Source organism: Paraburkholderia sp. FW306-02-B (assembly GCF_058782725.1).
The window spans coordinates 2,204,257-2,223,696 of the sequence record NZ_JBYSXZ010000001.1 but is presented as its reverse complement, the minus strand read 5'-3'; the positions used below and the strand labels follow the sequence as shown (position 1 = coordinate 2,223,696).

Here is a 19,440-nt window from a genome sequence, read left to right as displayed (position 1 = left end):
TCACCGTCTGCACAAGGCGGACAAATCCGCCTAACACGCCTGCTCATATCGATTCCAGTTAAATTTTTTCCCGTACTCGATGCGCGTGGCCGTTGCATGAAGATTCACCGCGTGTCCGGGCGCGAGCACGCGCGCCCGGTCGAGCATCGCCGCATAGGACGGAGCCTCTTCGGCTCCTTTCCACGCAAAGACGGTGACGTTGTGCTCACTACCTTCGGATGGCGCCAGAGTCACCGCGCTCGCGAAGACTTCCCTGAGCGAGCGCAGGTGGCGATGAAAGTCCGGTTCGTCCGTCACCAGATTGGCCACCAGGACACCGTCATCGCTCAACCGGCGACGACAGGCTTCATAGAACGTCCTGCTGCCCAGTTCGGCCGGCAGGCCATCGGCATTGAAGCCATCTACCAGTAATACGTCGGGCCGGTGATCCTGAGCGGTGATGAACTGCGCGCCATCCGCACAAACCACGCGGAAGCGCTCGTTGTCGCGCGGCATGTGAAACCGCTCGCGCAACGCGATCACCTCCGGATTGATTTCGACCGCGGTAATTGCCGTATCCGGCAAATAGCGGTAGCAGTATTTCGCCAGCGACCCGCCACCCAGCCCGATCATCGAAATCCGGCGTGGGGACGGCTGGAACAGCAGAAACCCCATCATGGTCCGCGTGTAACCCAGCGCAAGGGCGCAGGGATCGTGCCGCAACATCGTGCTCTGGACGCCGCGTGCATCAAAATACAGTGAAACCACCTGGTCATTCTGTATGACCAGCGGCTTGTTTGCCTTCCTCTTTCTTTTCATGTGCCTGGTCGAAAACGTGCCGATGCGTGCCCAATCGTGTGCTGGGCACCGGGCGGTCAGCAGAATTCCTGCGTACGCAGGATGGCCGAAAGCGCCTCGAGCGCCGCGATTTCGTCAGGACCGGCCACCAGGATGCGCACCGGCGTACCTGACCGGGCACGAAGGGACATGACCGACATGACATCCTCGGCGTTGACGGACCGCCCGTTCGCCATGCAGACGATATCGCTGGCAAACCGGGCTGCACCAACTGCAAGCCTTGCAGACTCGTGCCCGTTCAAGCCCCATCGCCCGCCAACCTGAATCAATACCTCGACCAACCCGCTCCCCTTTGGGCGTAATTCGTCACTCGGGGCTACGTCGCCCCGTCCGGTTGCGCTCAGTGCATCGAACTTGCGATGGCCTGCGCAAAGAAAGCGCGCAGCAGTGAATCCCACGTTTCATCCCGCAAAGCGATTTCGACCGCACCGAGCCGCGTCATTTCCCGATCCAGATATACCGCGCGAAGCGATTTTGGACGCGGTGGGCCGACAAAGAACTGACCGTCATCGTCCAGAAACAGACACGGCCTTTGCCTGTATCGCGCGCCAGATAACGAGGTCGCGTCCTGGACGTGGCGCGCCGATTCCTTCTGATAGACGAAGATGACATTGACCCCGCATTCTTCCAGGCGGTCGCAGATATCGGAAAACCGGTACAGCATCTGGAATCCGCGTTCGCCCGCCCTGCCCACGCCGACGACGATCAGTCCGCGACGGCCCATCACGTCCCGCAAAAACAGGTGCGTGTAGTCATGGGACAGCAGCGGAACACTCGCGTCAATCATGTCGACCTCCCTGCCGAGCGCCGGCATACCCCCTGCCTTCGCTCAGATTCAGCGCGATGCGACCAGCAGGCTTCTTGCCCAAGGATGCAATATTATTACCATTTCAACATAAGTCAATGGTAATTTCATTATCATGTTCGGCGACTTTCAACCAGGAGCAATCCCTCCCCAATTCGTTTGCTGTGCTTCCAGCCTAACGATCGAGGCGATAGATCTGCGCGCGCAGATCGTCGACGAGGGGCACGATGGCCAGCACTATCAGCACGGCCGCAAGCGGCACCGTCGAAGCGTATCCAATGTGCTTGAATCCCATCGCTCCCGTGACACCACCGACAAAGAACATGGTCAACATCGTCCCGTGTACTTTCAGCTTTGCCCGATTGGCCTGCACAAACGGCGCGCTGAGTTCGCTCCTCAAGGAGTTCCAGTAAAGAAGCTTGCCAAGCTCGATACCTATGTCCGTCACAATGCCCGTCATGTGGGTGGTACGGATTTCCGCACCCGACAGTTTGGTGATCATCGCGTTCTGCAAACCCATGATGAAACACAGGAGCACGACGGTCGCCGGCACGAACAGTGTCTCCCACAAGGCGAGATGGCTGCCGAGCAGCCCAAAACAGAGGAGCAGGACGGCCTCAACCAGCAACGGCGAAGCGTACTGACTATGCAGCCGCCGGCGCCGCCCCCAGTTGACGAGCACGGCGGAACTGGCGGCGCCCAGCAGGAATGAAATCAGCGATCCGATACCCGCCAGGACCAGCGATAGGTCACCCAGCGCGGCCTGGTCGGCAATCGCGGAGACCACGCCGCTCATATGAGACGTGTACTGCCTAACGGCCAGAAAACCGCCGGCATTGGTCGCGCCGGCCACGAACGCCAGCGAAAAGCCAAGCTGCCTGTCGGCCCCGGCACTCCGGTTCTTTCCCGTCAGGCTCCGGAAATAATCTGCTGGCATCAGGTACCGACTCATGTGTTCGTATGTCCGAACCGCGCTTCGGCGTAAGCTGGACCGGCGCAGCAAGCTGGCTTCCGAGATTCCATGCGCAGGATGAAACCCCGTATTCCCGATGCCTTGAACGAACACGGCGCGCCCTGCGCGCCTGTCGACGGATCATCACGTATGGAACCGGATCAATAAAACTGCTAGGATGATAACCTCATTATCATCAATTGGTAACCAGATGTTCCTTGTCAAATAACTCCGTTCTGGAACAGAACGATGCTCAGGAACGCCTCCGTTGCGTACGCAGCAGCAACGCATTGTTCGAAGGCGCGGCCTGCATGCCTGCGGCTTCAGGAGAACATGGGATTGTCAGCCGATCACAACAATCAGCTCAGGCATGCTCTCGCGGAGCATTGGAGAAAGACCTTTGGCAAACCCGTAGTCCGCGAGGGATTGTGCACGCGGTCACTGTGCTTCGACGCTTTCGGCATACAAAGCTCGATGCGCAGGAACGATCCACTCGCGCTTGATCTTTCGTACACGCGGGCCATGATGTCGTTCCAGCTCTTTCACCCCGATCCCAAAGACATTCTGATCGTGGGCCTGGGAGGCGGATCGCTGTCGAAATACTGCTTCCACAAGTTTCCGTCGGCACGGGTGACCACGGTGGAAATCGACGAAAGAGTGATCGCGTTACGCGAGTGTTTTTTCATTCCGCCTGAATCAGAACGATTCCGGATCGTACACGCCGACGCAGCGGAATACCTCTCGGACAAGGCTGGTGTCGCGGATGTAATCCTGCTCGATGGATTCGACGCGTCCGGGCTGCCCGCCAGCCTGTCGAGCCAGTACTTTTACGACTGCTGCCATGCTGCGCTGCGTGACGAAGGCGTGCTGGTGGCCAACCTGCTGAACAGCGACTCGCGGCTCACCACTCACCTCGACCGGATCGGCCGTGCGTGCGACGGAAAACTGTTCCGCACCATGGCGCGGCGCGAAGGCAACGCCATTGCCATCGGCATCAAGCAGGACACCGTACCGGGATGGCTCGATCTCTATGCGCGCGCGGAAGCCCTCACGCAATCGATGGGGCTCGACCTGCGTCAATATGTCAAAAAAATGGAGCGTCACCACCGGGCAAAGCCGGTTTCGGGATACCCTTCATCCAACGTACTAGCCGTTGAACAAGACATCTGACGGCACCGGAGACAACACCGATGGAACATTTGCTGGTCGTCCATTACGTGCTGCTGGTGGTCGCCGGCTGGTTGGCCGTCGGGGTTCTCGGACTCGCGAACCTGCACCGCACACGCGTGGTGGCGCATGGCCTGTTTCCACTCGGCACCGTATTCGGCCTGCTTCTGTGCGGATTGGGCCTCGCGGGCGTTTTTTCAGATCCCCAGCAAGCCGTCCTGCCGCTCGGCTTGCCGGACCTGCCGTTTCATCTGCGGCTCGACGGCCTGTCGGCGTATTTCCTCACGGTACTCGGCATGGTGAGCACGGGCGTGAGTGCGTTCTCCTCCGGCTATTTCCGCAAGGGCGAGGGCACGCCGCCCGGATTGCTCTGCTTCGAATATCACGTGTGCCTCGCGAGCATGGCGGTGCTGTTGCTGGCGGACGATGCGTATTGCTTCATGGTTGCGTGGGAAACGATGACGATATCGGCCACCTTCCTCGTGATGACCAATCACCGCTTCGCCGAGATCCGCCGGGCAGCCTGGCTCTACTTCCTGATCTCCCACGTCGGCGCGCTGGCGCTCCTGCTGTGCTTCGGCCTGTTGCAGGCCAATACCGGCAACTACACGTTTGCCAACATGCGTCAGCAGCATCTGGACGTGTTCTGGGCGTCCGTCGCGTTTGTGCTGGCGCTATTCGGTTTCGGCACCAAGGCGGGTATTTTTCCGCTGCATGTCTGGCTGCCCGAGGCCCATCCGGCCGCGCCGTCGCCGGTGTCGGCCCTCATGAGCGGGTTCGTCCTGAAGGCCGGCCTCTACGGCGTGCTGCGCACGGTGTTCGATCTGCTGCACGTGCAGATTGCGTGGTGGGGCGTGCTCATGCTGATACTCGGACTCTTCACCGCCCTGTTCGGCGTCGTGTTCAGCGCCATCCAGACGGACATGAAGCGGCTGCTCGCGTACTCGTCGATCGACAACATCGGCCTGATGTTCGTCAGCATGGGGCTGGCCGTCCTGTTTCGCGCGTACGGGATGAGCGCGCTGGCTGCCCTTTCGTTGACGGCACTGCTCTACCAGATCGCCAGCCACGCGACGTTCAAGAGCCTGCTGTTTCTCGGGACAGGTTCCGTGTTGCACGCGACGGGCGAGCGCAATCTCGGGCGCCTGGGCGGCCTGATCCGTTTCATGCCGTGGACCGCGTGGGCCGCACTCGTGGGCGCGTTTGCCAGTGCGGGCCTGCCGCCGTTGAGCGGTTTTGTTTCCGAATGGCTGCTGCTGCAAAGCTTCCTGTTCACGCCGGGCTTGCCGGACCCGTTCCTGAACATGGTGATTCCGCTCGTTGCCGCGCTGATCGCTCTCGTGGCCGCGCTCGCGGGCTACACGATGGTCAAGTTCTTCGGCATCATCTTTCTCGGTCAGCCGCGCGAGGCGAAGCTTCGCGACGCGCGGGATGCAAGTCCGTGGGAGCGCGTCGGCTTCGTGTGGCTGGCAGCGATCTGCGTGCTGCTCGGGTTGCTGCCTGTGCAGTTCGTAATCGTTCTGGATCGCGTCACGCAGGTGCTGGTTGGCACGGGCATCGGACCCACCGTCGCGCGGAACGGCTGGCTGCTGCTCGCACCCACCAGTGTGGACCGGGCCAGCTACATGCCGGCGGTTTTCCTGCTGTTCTTCGTTGCCTGTTGTGGGCTCGCGTGGCTACTGGTACGCCGTCTTTATCATGGGCGCCTGCGGCGGGCGGCCCCCTGGGCCTGCGGCTTTCCGTTCGTGAACGCGCGCATGCAGGACACGGCGGAAGGGTTCGGGCAGCCGATCCGCGAAATCTTCGCGCCTCTGTTCAGGATCGAACGGCGGCTGCCCTCTGCGTTCGACGAACACCCCGCGTACAGCGTCACCGTGACGGATCGGGCGTGGACCCTGATTTACGAGCCGCTCGAGCGGCTGGCCAAACGCCTCGCGGCACTGGCCGGGCTGCTCCAGACAGGCCGCATCGCGGTCTATCTGATGCACAGCTTTCTCGTGCTGATCGTGCTGCTGATGCTGGTGAGACGATGATCACACTCTCCGGATTGCTCTCCCAGGGGCTTGAGATCCTGCTCGCACTGGCGGCAGCGCCCTTGTTGACGGGCTGGGTCAACATGTGCCGCGCCAGATTACAGAACCGCCGGGCGCCGAGCATCTGGCAGCCCTACCGGATGCTGCACAAGCTGTTCAACAAGGAGTCGGTCGTCGCCGACCACGCCAGTCCGATATTCCGCGGCGCGCCGTATGTCGTCTGGGCATGCATGACGCTCGCTTGCGCGATCGTACCCACGCTCTCAACCGACCTTCCCCTGTCGCCGGCCGCGGACGCGATCGCCCTGGTGGGTCTGTTCGCGCTGGCTCGTGTGGCCATCTCGCTGGCCGCGATGGACGTCGGCACCGCGTTCGGCACGCTCGGCGCGCGCCGCGAGATGCTGGTGGGCTTCCTCGCGGAGCCTGCCTTGCTGATGGTCCTGTTTTCGGCGTCGCTGATCACGAAGTCGACCTTGCTGACCACCATCGTCGCCACGCTCAGCCATCGCGAACTGGCGATCTATCCGAGCCTCGCGTTCGCAGGGATCGCATTCACGATGGTGTCGCTCGCCGAAAACGCGCGCCTGCCGGTCGACAACCCGACCACGCACCTCGAACTGACGATGATCCACGAGGCGCTGATCCTCGAGTATTCCGGCCGGCATCTCGCGCTGATGGAATGGGCCGCGAGCCTCAAACTGTTCGCGTACTCCTGCATCGGCCTCGCCTTGTTCATTCCGTGGGGCATCGCGGAGGCCGGCAATCCTGTGGCGCTGCTGCTCGCCGTACCGGCGCTCATCGTCAAGTTGCTGGTGGGAGGCGTGGCGCTCGCGATCGTCGAGACGACCAACGCGAAGATGCGCATTTTCCGCGTGCCGGAGTTTCTCGCGACAGCGTTCCTGCTGGCCGTCATCGGGATGCTCGTTCACTTTCTGCTGGGGGCGTGAATGCACGGCTTCGCGACGCAGATCATCAACTTCCTGGCCGCCATCCTGTTGCTGCTGTCGTTTGCGATGCTCAGCCAGCGCCGGATCCTGTCTTTGATTCACCTCTATACGCTGCAGGGCCTGACACTCGTGTCAGCCAATCTGGTTCTGGGCTTCGTCACAGCCGACACGCACATCTATATCTCCGCGTTGCTGACGCTGGTGCTCAAGGTCGGCCTGATTCCCTGGATACTTCACAGACTCGTGCAGCGGCTCAACGTCAAAACGGATGTGGAATCCCTCCTCAATATTCCCGCCACCCTTCTGATCGGCATCGTGCTCGTGATCGTCGCGTTCAATGTCGCGTCGCCGATCAGCCTGCTCGCCTCGTCGGTCGCGCGCGGCACGCTCGGCATCGCACTCGCCTGCGTGCTGCTGTCGTTCATGATGATGATTACGCGCGCGAAGGCAATCCCTCAGGTAATCGGCTTTCTGTCGATGGAAAACGGCCTGTTTTTTGCCGCTGCAGCGGCAACCAACGGCATGCCGATGATCGTCGAACTCGGCATCGGACTCGATGTGCTGGTGGGCATCCTGATCCTCGGCGTGTTCATGTTCCAGATTCGCGAACAGTTCGACAGTCTGGACATTCATCACCTTGAAAAACTCAAAGATGACTGAAGCCTGGGTACTGCTGCTGGTTTTCGGAATCCCGCTCTTCGCGGGCATGTGTCTGGCGCTGGTGGGACAGCACCATGTCGCGGCCGAGCTCAACGTCGGCTTCAGTTTCCTGACCTTTGCCGCCGCCATGCTGCTCGCCGTGAAAACCGTGGCGCATGGGCCCGCGTTCGCGCTGGGCAAGCTGTTCTTCGTCGATCCGCTCAACGTGTTCCTGGTGGCGCTGACGGCCTTCGTCGGCTGGACAACGTCGATCTTTTCAAGGCCGTACATGCGCATCGAGCGTGACCGCGGCAAGATGACCGGCCCGCGCATGCGCCTCTACCACAGCATGTACCAGCTGTTCATCTTCGCGATGCTGCTCGCGCTGCTCACCAACAACATGGGCATCCTCTGGGTCGCCATGGAAGCCGCCACGCTCGCGACGGTGCTGCTGGTCAGCGTCTATCGCACGGCGGCAAGTCTGGAAGCCGCATGGAAGTATTTCATCCTGTGCGGCGTCGGCATCGCGCAGGCGCTGTTCGGCACGATCCTTCTCTATCTCGCCGCGAGCCGGCAGCTCGGCGGCGGCGATGCGCTGCTCTGGACCAGTCTGAACGCGGTCAAGGGCAGCCTCGACCCGACCATCATTTCGCTCGCGTTCGTGTTTCTGCTGATCGGCTATGGCACCAAGGTCGGCCTCGTGCCCATGCACAACTGGCTGCCCGATGCACATGCCGAAGGTCCTACGCCGATTTCGGCTGTGCTGTCCGGTCTGCTGCTCAACGTCGCGCTCTACGCGGTGCTGCGCTGCAAGGTGCTGGCCGATGGCGCACTCCAGAACGGCCTGCCGGGACACCTGCTGGTCGGCTTCGGATTGGTCTCGGTGCTGATCGCCACCTTTTCGCTGTTCCGGCAGAAAGACGTCAAGCGGCTCTTTTCGTATTCGTCGATCGAACACATGGGCCTGATGACGTTCGCCTTCGGGCTCGGCGGCCCCATCGCCACCTTCGCAGGCCTGCTTCACATGACGGTGCATTCGCTGGTGAAGTCGGCGATCTTCTTCACCGTCGGGCATGCGGCCCAGAAGGCCGGCACCCAGGCGATCGACGACATCCGCGGCTTGTTGCGCGTGAGCCCAACCGTTGGGTGGGGCATGATGCTCGGCGCGCTCGCAATCCTGGGGATGCCGCCATTCGGCGTCTTTGCGAGCGAGTTCCTGATCCTGACCACCGCGATGAGCAAGCTCCCATGGACCACGCCCTTCCTGTTGCTCGCGCTTGCCGTGGCGTTCGCGGCCATCTTCGTGCGCGTGCAGGGCATGGTGTTCGGGGACACGACGGCCAAAGTTCTCGAACACCCGCCGGCGTTGCTGCCCGTGTTCGTCCATCTCGGCGTCGGGTTGATGCTGGGACTCTACATTCCGCCCTATCTTGCGACGTGGTATCGGCAGGCGGCGGCCATGATCGCGGGGTGACACATGCGCATCGAGGCATTCGGGTTTCCCAACCTGGTTCGCCTGTCCGTGTTTGCGGGCAGGTCCTCGGCTTTTCTCGCACGGATCGATCACGACACGTGGACCCGCACCGCCGGCACGGTGCGCGAGGCGGGTGGCCGTCTGATCTCCCTGTGGGGTACCGAAGAGACGGCGGGCACATTCGCGATCTCCGCCGCGTATGCACTGGAAGACGGCATCCTGTGGCTTCAGTCGCCTGCAGGCGATGTGCATGAGAACGGATACCCGGACCTGTCGACCGTCTTTCCAGCCGCGACGCGTATGCAACGCGCCGTCTACGATCTGCTGGGACTGGGTGCGATCGGGGCCGAAGATACGAGGCCGTGGCTGAACCATGGTAACTGGCCTGCCGACTACTATCCGCTGCAGAAGCTGTCTTCCGGGGCCGAACGGTTCGAATCGCAGGAAGCGGACTATCCGTTCGTGCCGGTCGCCGGGGACGGCGTCCACGAGATCGCCGTAGGCCCGATCCACGCAGGCGTGATCGAGCCGGGACACTTCCGCTTCTCGGTCGTCGGTGAGAAAGTGCTGCGGCTCGAGGAGCGGCTCGGTTACGCGCATCGCGGCATCGAAAAGCTGTTTCAGCAAACGCCTCTGTTGCTCGGGCACCGTCTGGCGGGACGAATCGCTGGGGATTCTACTGTCGCGTTCTCGTGGGCGTACTGCATGGCGGTCGAACGGGCACTCGATGTCCAGATTCCGCCACGCGCGCAGTGGCTGCGCGCACTGTTGCTCGAGCGTGAGCGCATTGCCAACCACCTCGGCGATCTGGGTGCGCTCGGCAACGATGCCGGGTTCGCGTACGGGCTGGCCACGTTTTCCCGCCTGAAGGAAGACTGGCTGCGCCTGAACGATCGGGTCTTCGGACACCGCTATCTGATGGATCGGATCGTTCCTGGTGGCGTGACAACGGAGATCGATCCGCGTTTCATCGCTGCAATGGAGACGCAGTGCGAGCAGATCGATACGCAGGTCCGCGTGATGCAGCGTATCTATGACGATCAATCGGGACTGCAGGATCGCTTCGCGGGCTCAGGGATACTGTCCGCCAAAGTGGCAGAGCACTTCGATGTATGCGGGCTGGTCGCGCGTGCCAGCGGGCGGAAAATCGACGTGCGGGTCGATCATCCTTACGCGCCCTACCATGAGGTTCAGGTGCAGATGGTCAGCGACGAACGGGGTGACGTGGCGGCCCGCGTCGCGGTCCGTTTCGGCGAGGTCTACGAGTCCATCCGGCTGATCCGCGCCCTGCTCACCGATCTGCCGGACGGAGCGATTGCCTCCGGGATTGAACACGGAAGCTCGCCGTCCTATGGCGTGGGCTGGATTGAAGGCTGGCGAGGCGATGTGTTGGTCGCCATCGAGACTGGAGCCGACGGCGCCATTGCGCGCTGCCATTGCCATGACCCGTCGTGGCAGAACTGGCCAGCCCTGGAACACGCGATCATCGGCAATATCGTTCCCGATTTCCCGCTGATCAATAAGTCGTTCAATCTGAACTATGCGGGACACGACCTGTAATGTGGCAACTTCTCAAACAGATCGCGACAACCGGCACGCCGACTCTGCGCGTGCCCGAGGGCGATGACGCATGGCGGGCCGAAGGCCACCGGATCCAGCAGGAAATACTCGACGTGCTCGGCCGGGCGCTATGCATTCGCGAGGTCGATGCGGGCTCCTGCAACGGCTGCGAACTGGAAATCCATGCGCTCAACAATCCGTACTACAACATCGAGGGTCTGGGTATCCGGTTCGTCGCGAGTCCCCGCCATGCCGACATGCTGCTGGTCACCGGCCCGCTCACGCTGAACATGCAGGAAGCGGTCTTGCAGGCCTATGAGGCAACGCCGCATCCGAAGCTGGTGGTCGCCGCCGGCGAGTGCGCCTGCACGGGCGGTATTTTCAAGGACAGTTACGCCGTGCGCGGGCCGCTGTCGAATCTGCTGCCGGTCGACGTTACGATCCCGGGCTGCCCGCCGCCTCCCATCGATATCCTGAGGGGTATTCTCGCCGCGCTTCGAGCAAAACGCACAACTCTCCCGCCCTGATCTCCGACGACGACACGCGCTGTCGACGGCAGTCGTAAACATGAGCATGGGCCGGACCAACGCATGATGACCACCCCATGTTACGCGGTGATGCTTGCGCGTGGCATGAACACCGAGCGCGCCGTGCACAGTCAGCATGTGTGTTCCGCGCGGAGGCGAAGGCGTTTTGCGCCTGCACGCGGAAGACGAAGGTGAAGGGTCAACGTCGCCAGCCTCCTGGGCGTGCCGGCGACGCGGACGTGACGCGCACCGGACTGACAGCCGGCGACGCGCGGGCGATGATGAACGGCTGGGGCGGAGGAGGTTTTGGGGCGGTCGATGACGTGCCGGATTCGACTCCCTGGCCCACGCCGGTTTGCGTCGACTGCCGGACGACGAGGACCGGGATCTGGCTGTGCGTCAGCACCTTCTGGGTCTCACTGCCGAGCAGCAAAGCGCGCATCCCGCCCCTGCCGTGGGATGCCATGACGATGAGATCGCAGTTTCGTTGCGCTGCAACGCTGACAATCGCCTCGTACGGGTGATCGTGGTTCCTGGCAATCGTATCGCACTCGACACCGGCCTGCGTGGCCGCTTTCGTGACCGCCGCGAGATAGTCATCCGCATGCTGCCGGGTGACCTGAATGAATTGCTCCTCGGTGTCCGCGAGCATTTCGGGCCCATATGCGAGAACATGGAATTCCGGAATGACATGGAGCCCCGTGACCCTGGCTCCGCTTTCGCTGGCGAGCGTCACCGCCATCTGGATGGCGGCGACGGAGAGTGCCGAACCGTCGGTCGGCACCAGCAGATGCTTGAACATATGTTTCTCCCCGCGGACAGGCCTGTTCGCCTTGACGTCCTGTTCGGGGCCTGCCGCTTGAGTCAGGTAGACATGAACCAGGGCGACTTCTTTCAGTATAGTCAGCGTGACGAAGATTTGTCCGGCTGGCACTATCCGTGACAAAGTGCCGCGCGTTGCCGCGACCGAAGCCTGGTATATTCGGCAGGCGTTGCGCGCAGCTTTTGGTTCGCCCGGGGTGCACGCGACGCACGGCCTGCGGCTTGTCGCAGGCCACCTCCCTGTTCGGTCACTGCCTGCCGATATCACACACAATCACACGCTGGGTAAGACACGTTCGTGCATCGAGCGTCTTCACGAAAACCTGCAATGACGCCCGTCAAGTTCATACTCCGCTACACCGCAGTGCCGTTGATGGCTATCGTCGCGGTCGTATTCTGGGCCTCGCTTCACTCATCCGTGGAAATCGACGCGCGACAGTACGCTGCACTGTCGGCCGCCTATGCGAACTTCCCGCTGGATCTCCGGCGCCATGTCGCGGATGCGATGAAATCGGGCAGACTGAGCAAGTGGGACTATTCGTCGCTGGTCCGGGAATCGCTCGACGATGGAATCACGCTTGACTGGCCGGCGGACGATAACGAAGACGTTGTCAGCGAACGGGCAAAACTGGCCGCTCTCGTCAAAACAAACAGAGATTGAGCCAGGCGACTCACGGAATGCCCGGACCTGTTACGAGACCTGCGGCAATCGTGTTGCTCGGGACGACCAAGTTGCTGATGTTGATCAGGGGCGGCGGAACATCGGCCACGGGTCGACTGGGAAAGACCCGTAGCGGCAGGCTGAGTGTTCGGCACGAGGCGGCAATGGTGGAGCGGATGTGCTTATGTTTTCGCTTCCTTGCGAGTCGTCGATCTGTTCACCGTACGGACCATACAGTTTGTGACCTGGCTACGCACCAACCGTTGGGCCGAGAATTGAACATTGGCCTGAGCGGTTCTGTCGCAATAAGGCGGTCCGCTATGATGTGCGGAACAAGATGAACGACTGAAAGCTTGATGAAGACGCTGAATCCGGCCGTGGCCCGGGTGCTCAAACGCCTGCATTACCCACTTGATGTAATCCTGACGTGCGTGTTTGTGATCATTCGGATACGCACAAGCGCGACTCGAGCCTGTTCAAAAACGCTTCAAGGCCCTCCACCGGAAGCGGGCGGCAGAAATAGTAACCCTGATAGGCATGACATCCCGCAGCAGCGAGGAAGTCCCGCTGAGCCTCGGTTTCCACACCCTCAGCGATGACCCCCAAGCCGAGGCTCTGCGCAAGCGCCACGATGGCCCTGGCAATCACGGCGTCGTTGGGGTCGACCAGGACATCGCGCACGAATGACCGGTCGATTTTTAACTGGTCCAAAGGCAGACGCTTCAAATAGGAAAGCGACGAATATCCAATACCGAAATCGTCCAGTGAAAAGACGACGCCTCTCGCCTTGAGCGCACCCATCTTCTGAATGATGTCCTGCACATTGTCCACCAGCACACTTTCCGTCAGTTCCAGCTTTAACCTGTCTGCCCTCGCGCCTGTTCGACTAATGATGGTCAACACCTTGTCCACGAAATCAGGTTCGCGGAATTGCTGGATGCTGACATTGACCGCAATTGTGAGATGTGCCATGTCTGGCCGCGTCGCCCATAGCGTCAGTTGCGTGCAGGCAGCTTCCAGGACCCAGCTTCCTAGCGCAAGAATCAGTCCGGTTTCTTCAGCCAGCGGAATGAAATCGGCGGGAGGCACGATACCGCGCTGGGGATGTTGCCAACGCACCAGCGCTTCGACGCCCGTGACGCGGGCGCCGTCGACCTGCGCCTGGTAATGAAGCAGGAACTGATTTTCCTCGATTGCGTTGCGCAGACCCGCCTCCAGCGCAGCTCGCTGCACCACGACGGTCTGCATGTCCGGATCGAAGAAGCACACGGCATTGCGCCCTTTCTCTTTGGACTTGTACATCGCGAGGTCGGCCTGCTTCAGAAGTTCATCCATGGAAGCCTGATGTCCGCTGAAAACCGTGGCGCCGATGCTCGCAGTGCTGCGGTATTCAATGTCGCCAAGTTGATACGGAGTGCCAAGAACGGCGAGGATTTTTTCGCCCAAGACCTCGGTCTGACTGGCCGCCTCCTCGCGGTTTTCGTGCAAGCTCCCCAGCACCACCACGAACTCGTCGCCACCCACTCGCGCCACGGTGTCGCTCTCGAGCACGCTGGCAGCCAGACGTTGCGCCACTTGCTGCAGCAGCAGATCACCTTGGTCGTGGCCCAGGGTATCGTTCAACGTCTTGAAGTGGTCCAGGTCGATGAACAGCAAGGCGCCGCACGCTTCACTTCGGGCGCTGGCCGTGATCGCGTGCTTCAGGCGATCCAGCAGCAGGGTGCGGTTGGGCAAACGGGTCAGCGCATCGAAGAAGGCCAACTCCTTGATTCTTTCTTCCGCGATCTTGCGTTCGGTAATGTCGTGATGCGTGCCGACATAGTGACTGACGATCCCATCTTCTCCCGTCACCGCGGAGATCGTGAGCCATTTTGGATACACCTCGCCGTTCTTGCGGCGATCCCAGATTTCCCCCTGCCATCTCCCAGCACGGTGGATCGCTTTCCACATCTCGCGGAAAAAAGCCGTGTCGTGACGGCCTGATTGAAGCACTCGCGGCGTCCGGCCCACAATTTCCTCGGCCGTATAGCCGGTGCATTCGGTGAAAGCCGAGTTCACGCGCAGGATATTTGCGCTGGCATCGGTGATCATCATCGGTTCCAGCGCGTCGAAGGCGACAGCGGCGATTCGAAGCTCGGCCTCGACCTGTTTGCGCTCGGTAATGTCGCGCCCGCTCGTGCGAAAGCCGATGAAATCGCCTTTGGCATCGCTGATTGGAACCCACGACACGGAAAGCCAGACCAGCGAGCCATCCTTGCGAACACAACGAAACTCGAGCTCATCGCCGCGAAAGCCCTGAAGCCCTTTCAGAAACTCAGGGGCGACGCGAGGGAGATCTTCCGGATAGATCAGTGTGCCTGCGAAGTCGGGCATGGCCATGAATTCGTCGACCGTATATCCCGTATATTCCTGCACGGATGGATTGATCCAGCGGGGCTTGCCGTCTGGCCCCCACCAGACCTCCCAGTTGACCGTGCAGTCGGCAATCGCGCGGAATTTCTCCTCGTTTTCGCGCAATTCCTGCGTCATCGCTGAAGCGAGCCGCATCGCGCGGCCGCGACCGGTCATCATCAGCCAGGTGAGCAGCGCAAGCAGCAGGCTAAGGCCCGTGCCGGCGCTGGCGATCAGCATTGTCGCGTTACGGCCGAAACGGGATTTGAAGTCGTCCTGGGCAATCATCGAAAGGGTCCAGTCGTGTCCGCCGACGACCAGATATTCATTGGCCGAAATGACGGAAGGCAGATGCTGCCCGCCTGCTTCAGGAGTCCTGTGCAGAAGTGCTGCGATCGACGGTTCGACGCCGTCGTAGATAGCGATTGTGAGGCCGGGCGGCTGCTCGCCGTACAGACTCGCGATGACGTCATGCATGCGGAAAGAGGCATAGACCCAGCCGACCAGGTGCGCCCGGCGCTGGGCGACGCTGTCCTGTGACTGCCCTCGTGCATAGATCGGCAGATACATGATGAAACCGGGGCGAGCACTGGCCTCGGAATCTACGGTCAGGCGGACCTTCCCGGAAATGGTTGCCATTCCGGAATCGCGCGCCTGCTCCATGGCGCGCCGCCGCACAGGGTCAGCCCACGCATCGAAGCCAGGCGACGCGCGATTGAGGCCGGTATACGGTTCGCGCTGGATGATGGGCGCATAGTTTTCGCGCGAACCCTTGGGCTCAATGGCGTAGCCGGTCAAGCCCTGCCGACGCATAGCGGCTATATGAATGTCCTTCTGCGTCGCCGGTACCCATTCGACAATGCCTATGGCCTGGATGCCGGAGAAGTTGGCGTCGGGATTGAGCGCGCCGACGTAGTTGCGGAATTGGTCACGGCCAATCTCGCCGGTGGCGGCGAACAGACTCTGCACGCCGCGCAGCAAGAGTTCATAGGTTCCCATACGCTGTTCGATCCGGCTGACAGCGTCGCCCAATGAGAAGTCGAACTGCGTGAGCAATTCATGGCGGGCGGCTTGCCGTTCGTGGTCCCAAAGTATCCATGTAACACCTAACGCAGCGGACAGGACCAGTAACGGGAGCAGGACAAGGCGCGCCCAGCTCACGGTGGCGTCTGGAAATCGACCATCGAATTGGCGAGGTCGGGTTTGAAGTACTTCTCGAAGATCCGCCGGACGGTGCCGTCTGCGCGCAATTCATTCACCAGGGCGCGCCACCTTTCCCGCTCGGCCGGCGACAGTGCCCTCTTCGACATGATGAGGCCGTGCGGTATGGCGGGGTCGTTGAACTCGACGATGGTGGTCACGTCGCGAATTTTCTTTTCGTCGAGCGCAGGGTAGTCGAAGGGTTCGATGATCATGCCCTGGATGCTCCGGAGGATCAGCGCCTGATACAGCGGATCCAGACCGCCAGCCTGACTGACGCGGTTTTCAGCCGACAGCTTGTCCACCAGCCGGTTGGCCGAGTTGCTATAACGGAAGCTGCGGATGACGCCGAGCTGAAATTGGTCGTTGTGCTCGAAATCGGCCAGCTGATGGATGCCGGCATCCTTGCGCACCAGCAAATAATATTTGTTGCTGAAATACCAGGCGAAATCCGCATACTGATTGCGCTCATCGTTGGCAATGCCGGACAGGCTGAAATCGAGTGCGCCGGACTCGATCAGTTTCCAGATCCGGGCGCGCGACATGACGCTGACCCTGATCTGGCAGCCGCTGCGGCGGATCAGTTCGTTGGCGAAATCCTTGTCGATTCCGGTGTCGGTGTCGACCGAATAAAGCAGGCCGTGATCGTGCAACGCGAGCGTAAATGAACGCGAACAGTCGGGGCCGGCCGCCAACGCGTTGCCGAGACAGCTTAGCGCAAGCAGCAAACCGCCAAGGCCATGTCGAATCACAAGGTCTCCATCGCGAGAAAGTGATTTAAATATAACGGTCCATTTAACTGACAGCTGTCTGGATGCAAGGTTTAGTCGTTCTGTCGCCTTGACGGCGGCTGGGGCGGAGCGGATTTTTGCGAATTGCATAGCTTACACCTGAGCGTATGAATCATTGAAAACATTCAATTTATCTTGCACGGCGGGATCGACACTTGAGCGCCGCGCGCCGCAATCGCCGCATGACACTGCTTCGTGTCGTAAGCGCCCTCGCCGCCGATGATATCGATCTGCTCGTCCGCGGGATCTGATCTGTCGACCATGCGCGCCTGAGCCTTTCACCGGCACCCTTGACAACACCCGCGCGCTTTCATAATGTGGAATGTGTTGAAGACGACTTACTTTTGCCAATCGCGACAACCCCATGCACTACCGTCTCATTGCAAGCACTGCGGCGATTGTCGGCACATCCACCGTCTCCCGCGCAGCTTCGCTCAGTAGCGTCGCGCTCGCCACGATCGAAAGCGACGTTCATGTTTTCGTCGTGGAGGAGAACGGCTCTGTGACGAAAGACGACGAAACGACATGGCGGGCGAACACGGCGGCCGGCATCGACGACATCGCACAGCGCCATGTCTGGTATGAAGACTGCAAGGACCCTATGGCGCTCTATGGCGCGTTGCTCGCGGCAGTCGGCATCCGCAGCGAAGCGGCGCTGATCGGCCCCGGCCTGGTTCACACGCTGCCCGCCGTGCCCGGCTACGGCGCGAGCGCCATCAATCATGCGATCACCTGGCTACCCGATCTGAACACGCACGAGACTGCGCAAATCGCCCTGCCGAATGACGTCCGCATGACCGATGTACCAGACGATGTGGAAATCAGGGATCGGTTTTTCGATTTCCGATCGCGGTACATGTTTGACCCTGCAACGAACATGATCCAGGTGATGCGTCATCTGAGCGCGACATTCGGGGCGCAGGCCTGTTCCGCCAACGATTTCGCGGCCGTGCGGCCCACGCTGCAAAAAATCGAGTGGGACGTGCAGTCGCAAGTTATCGTGAAGGCGAATCGAGGCTGACGGCACCAGGGTCGCCAGCGCCCGGATCACGGATCTCAGGGGCGACGGAATTGCGCAGGATCGACTCACCGTCGTGGCCAATCGTGTCGTGTTCGCGTTTGCCCGGAAATTCGTCATCCAGCTCGCGCGCCGTTTCGCTCAGCCACGCTCGCAGCTGGACGACGAAGTTATGTCCATTCTCGAGCGGTCCGACCTTCGCACAATAGTCACGCCATCATGCTGAACAATACCGAAACTCCGAATCCACTTCATACAAATCTCGATCTTTATCCCGTCGACCGTCTGATCGATACCCTTGTTAAAGACCAGATCAATGCGGTGAAGGCCGTTTGGGCCAGCCGTACCCAACTGACCGACGCGGTACGTGCGGCGGCACCCCGGATAACTGCCGGTGGCCGACTGATCTACGTCGGCGCCGGCACCTCAGGGCGCCTCGGGCTGCTCGACTCGGTCGAGCTATACCCAACCTTCTCCTGGCCAAGAGAGCGCGCGATTGTTTTGCTGGCGGGAGGTGCCACTGCCATCACCGAGGCGATTGAGGGCGCCGAAGACGACGACGAGCAAGGCGCGGCCGACCTGCTGGCAACGCGACCTTCGCCAGACGATGTGGTGCTCGCCATTGCGGCATCGGGGCGTACCCCATACGTGCTCGGGGCGCTGCGCGCCGCGCGGCGAGTCGGCGCGCTCACGATCGGCTTTGCAAATAACCCGCAATCCGCGATCGTGGTTGAGGCGGAGATCGGCGTTACATTGGACACGGGGCCGGAGATCATCTCCGGTAGTACGCGGCTCAAGGCCGGGACCGCCCAGAAGATCGCGCTAAACAGTTTCTCCAGCGCGTTGATGGTAGGCCTGCACAAGGTATACAGCAACCTCATGGTCGACCTGCGGCCTACCAACGCCAAGCTGGTCCGTCGTTCACTCGCGTTGACCGTGCGCGTGACGGGCGCGTCGAGTGACCTGGCGCGCCAGACGCTGGAGTCTTGCGGGTTCCAGGTCAAAGTGGCCATCGTCGCGTTAAAGCTCGGCATCTCGGTCGAAGATGCCGAGTCGCACCTGACGGCTGTCGGCGGTAACGTGCGCCGCGCCATCGAAGATTGAACCAGCCTCACCCCATTACGCGGCGTTCCTGCCAGCCTTCAGGCCCCGGTCGCGGGGGCTAGGAGCGATCGAGGCCGAGGTCCTGCGCACAGCGCTTGCCGACGTCGCGATACCCGACATTTCCATCGATATCACCGAGCAGATGCGCGCGCTGTGGCAGGCGGCCGCAACACGCATGGACGCCGAACTGTGCGTCGAGTTGCTGCGACAGGAAGTGAGTGACCTGTGCCCCCAATGGCGCGCGACAAGGTGAACGTGCTCATCCGATGGAAGGTGGATCCGGACTCGGCGGCAGACGAAGTGGCGCAGGTGTGGACAGCACCGAGCACAGATGCCTTGGACCGGAGCGACCCACAAACCCTGCAAGATTTCAAAGATTCGCCGGATGCGAAGCTGGCGGAACGCGTGATGCAACGAAAGACGTCCTCTTCCGGCATGACCTGACCGTCCCGCTTGCTCGCTCAGCGGCATCGTATCGTCGACAGATTGCGTCTCCTTTGCATGCCTGCTTT

18 protein-coding genes and 3 pseudogenes are annotated in these 19,440 nt (G+C 61.2%); 12 read left to right on the top strand and 9 right to left on the bottom strand.

Translation table 11 applies throughout. The features are described from left to right. Positions 1-30 precede the first annotated feature (30 nt). The 4 genes from AC3WOG_RS09800 to AC3WOG_RS09785 form a co-directional block, all read right to left on the bottom strand. Positions 31-798, bottom strand: a complete 768-nt coding sequence (locus AC3WOG_RS09800) for a fused MFS/spermidine synthase (protein WP_492577795.1) — start codon at positions 796-798, stop codon at positions 31-33. A gap of 56 nt (positions 799-854) precedes the next feature. After that, the gene (locus AC3WOG_RS09795; protein WP_492577794.1) at positions 855-1,118 is read right to left on the bottom strand and encodes an HPr family phosphocarrier protein; all 264 of its coding nucleotides are present in this window, start codon (positions 1,116-1,118) and stop codon (positions 855-857) included. A gap of 59 nt (positions 1,119-1,177) precedes the next feature. Then, positions 1,178-1,624, bottom strand: coding sequence for a hypothetical protein (locus tag AC3WOG_RS09790; RefSeq protein ID WP_492579760.1), 447 nt, complete (start codon positions 1,622-1,624; stop codon positions 1,178-1,180). 193 nt (positions 1,625-1,817) lie between these two features. Continuing rightward, positions 1,818-2,579, bottom strand: coding sequence for a YoaK family protein (locus AC3WOG_RS09785; protein ID WP_492579759.1), 762 nt, complete (start codon positions 2,577-2,579; stop codon positions 1,818-1,820). Between the two features lie 489 nt (positions 2,580-3,068). Here AC3WOG_RS09785 and AC3WOG_RS09780 point away from each other — a divergent pair, with 489 nt between their 5' ends. The 7 genes from AC3WOG_RS09780 to AC3WOG_RS09750 are packed head-to-tail and all read left to right on the top strand — an operon-like array spanning position 3,069 to position 10,941. Next, positions 3,069-3,764: a fused MFS/spermidine synthase gene (locus AC3WOG_RS09780; protein ID WP_492577793.1), complete on the top strand. Its 696-nt coding sequence runs from the start codon at positions 3,069-3,071 to the stop codon at positions 3,762-3,764. A gap of 20 nt (positions 3,765-3,784) precedes the next feature. After that, positions 3,785-5,794 carry a hydrogenase 4 subunit B gene (gene hyfB, locus AC3WOG_RS09775; protein WP_492577792.1) on the top strand — a complete coding sequence of 670 codons (2,010 nt, stop codon included), beginning with the start codon at positions 3,785-3,787 and terminating at the stop codon, positions 5,792-5,794. Then, a complete protein-coding gene (locus AC3WOG_RS09770; RefSeq protein ID WP_492577791.1) occupies positions 5,791-6,741 on the top strand; it encodes a respiratory chain complex I subunit 1 family protein in 951 nt (316 codons plus the stop codon). Before hyfB ends, AC3WOG_RS09770 begins: the two co-directional genes overlap by 4 nt. After that, positions 6,742-7,401 carry a formate hydrogenlyase gene (locus tag AC3WOG_RS09765; protein ID WP_492577790.1) on the top strand — a complete coding sequence of 220 codons (660 nt, stop codon included), beginning with the start codon at positions 6,742-6,744 and terminating at the stop codon, positions 7,399-7,401. Next, complete coding sequence (locus AC3WOG_RS09760) at positions 7,394-8,854, top strand: hydrogenase 4 subunit F (RefSeq protein ID WP_492577789.1); 1,461 nt, start codon at positions 7,394-7,396, stop codon at positions 8,852-8,854. Before AC3WOG_RS09765 ends, AC3WOG_RS09760 begins: the two co-directional genes overlap by 8 nt. A gap of 3 nt (positions 8,855-8,857) precedes the next feature. Then, positions 8,858-10,414, top strand: coding sequence for a hydrogenase large subunit (locus AC3WOG_RS09755; protein WP_492577788.1), 1,557 nt, complete (start codon positions 8,858-8,860; stop codon positions 10,412-10,414). Continuing rightward, the gene (locus tag AC3WOG_RS09750) at positions 10,414-10,941 is read left to right on the top strand and encodes an NADH-quinone oxidoreductase subunit B family protein (RefSeq protein ID WP_492577787.1); all 528 of its coding nucleotides are present in this window, start codon (positions 10,414-10,416) and stop codon (positions 10,939-10,941) included. Before AC3WOG_RS09755 ends, AC3WOG_RS09750 begins: the two co-directional genes overlap by 1 nt. Before the next feature lie 199 nt (positions 10,942-11,140). On the opposite strand, the gene AC3WOG_RS09745 is transcribed toward AC3WOG_RS09750, so the two are convergent. Further along, entirely contained in the window at positions 11,141-11,743 is a 603-nt protein-coding gene (locus AC3WOG_RS09745; protein WP_492577786.1) for a universal stress protein, read from the bottom strand. 348 nt (positions 11,744-12,091) lie between these two features. Here AC3WOG_RS09745 and AC3WOG_RS09740 point away from each other — a divergent pair, with 348 nt between their 5' ends. Together AC3WOG_RS09740 and AC3WOG_RS09735 are read left to right on the top strand one after the other, a co-directional pair. Beyond that, a complete protein-coding gene (locus AC3WOG_RS09740; RefSeq protein WP_492577785.1) occupies positions 12,092-12,424 on the top strand; it encodes a hypothetical protein in 333 nt (110 codons plus the stop codon). Between the two features lie 356 nt (positions 12,425-12,780). Next, a pseudogene (locus AC3WOG_RS09735) lies at positions 12,781-12,858 on the top strand (IS6 family transposase); the annotation flags it as partial. Positions 12,859-12,865: 7 nt separating this feature from the next. Here the strand turns inward: AC3WOG_RS09735 and AC3WOG_RS09730 are convergent. From AC3WOG_RS09730 to AC3WOG_RS09720, 3 genes and pseudogenes are all read right to left on the bottom strand, one after another. Beyond that, the gene (locus AC3WOG_RS09730; RefSeq protein WP_492577784.1) at positions 12,866-15,976 is read right to left on the bottom strand and encodes a bifunctional diguanylate cyclase/phosphodiesterase; all 3,111 of its coding nucleotides are present in this window, start codon (positions 15,974-15,976) and stop codon (positions 12,866-12,868) included. Next, complete coding sequence (locus AC3WOG_RS09725; RefSeq protein WP_492579758.1) at positions 15,973-16,767, bottom strand: substrate-binding periplasmic protein; 795 nt, start codon at positions 16,765-16,767, stop codon at positions 15,973-15,975. Before AC3WOG_RS09725 ends, AC3WOG_RS09730 begins: the two co-directional genes overlap by 4 nt. Positions 16,768-16,946: 179 nt before the next feature. Then, a pseudogene (locus AC3WOG_RS09720) lies at positions 16,947-17,051 on the bottom strand (IS5/IS1182 family transposase); the annotation flags it as partial. A 335-nt stretch (positions 17,052-17,386) separates the two neighbouring features. Here AC3WOG_RS09720 and AC3WOG_RS09715 point away from each other — a divergent pair. Further along, positions 17,387-17,827: pseudogene (locus AC3WOG_RS09715) on the top strand (hypothetical protein); the annotation flags it as partial. Positions 17,828-18,043: 216 nt separating this feature from the next. Then, on the top strand, positions 18,044-18,928 hold the full coding sequence (locus tag AC3WOG_RS09710; RefSeq protein WP_492577783.1) for an N-acetylmuramic acid 6-phosphate etherase: 885 nt from the start codon (positions 18,044-18,046) through the stop codon (positions 18,926-18,928). Between the two features lie 58 nt (positions 18,929-18,986). On the opposite strand, the gene AC3WOG_RS09705 is transcribed toward AC3WOG_RS09710, so the two are convergent. Next, positions 18,987-19,163, bottom strand: a complete 177-nt coding sequence (locus tag AC3WOG_RS09705; protein WP_492577782.1) for a hypothetical protein — start codon at positions 19,161-19,163, stop codon at positions 18,987-18,989. Here AC3WOG_RS09705 and AC3WOG_RS09700 point away from each other — a divergent pair. Continuing rightward, the gene (locus tag AC3WOG_RS09700; RefSeq protein ID WP_492577781.1) at positions 19,163-19,372 is read left to right on the top strand and encodes a hypothetical protein; all 210 of its coding nucleotides are present in this window, start codon (positions 19,163-19,165) and stop codon (positions 19,370-19,372) included. The genes AC3WOG_RS09705 and AC3WOG_RS09700 overlap by 1 nt on opposite strands. Positions 19,373-19,440: the final 68 nt, after the last annotated feature.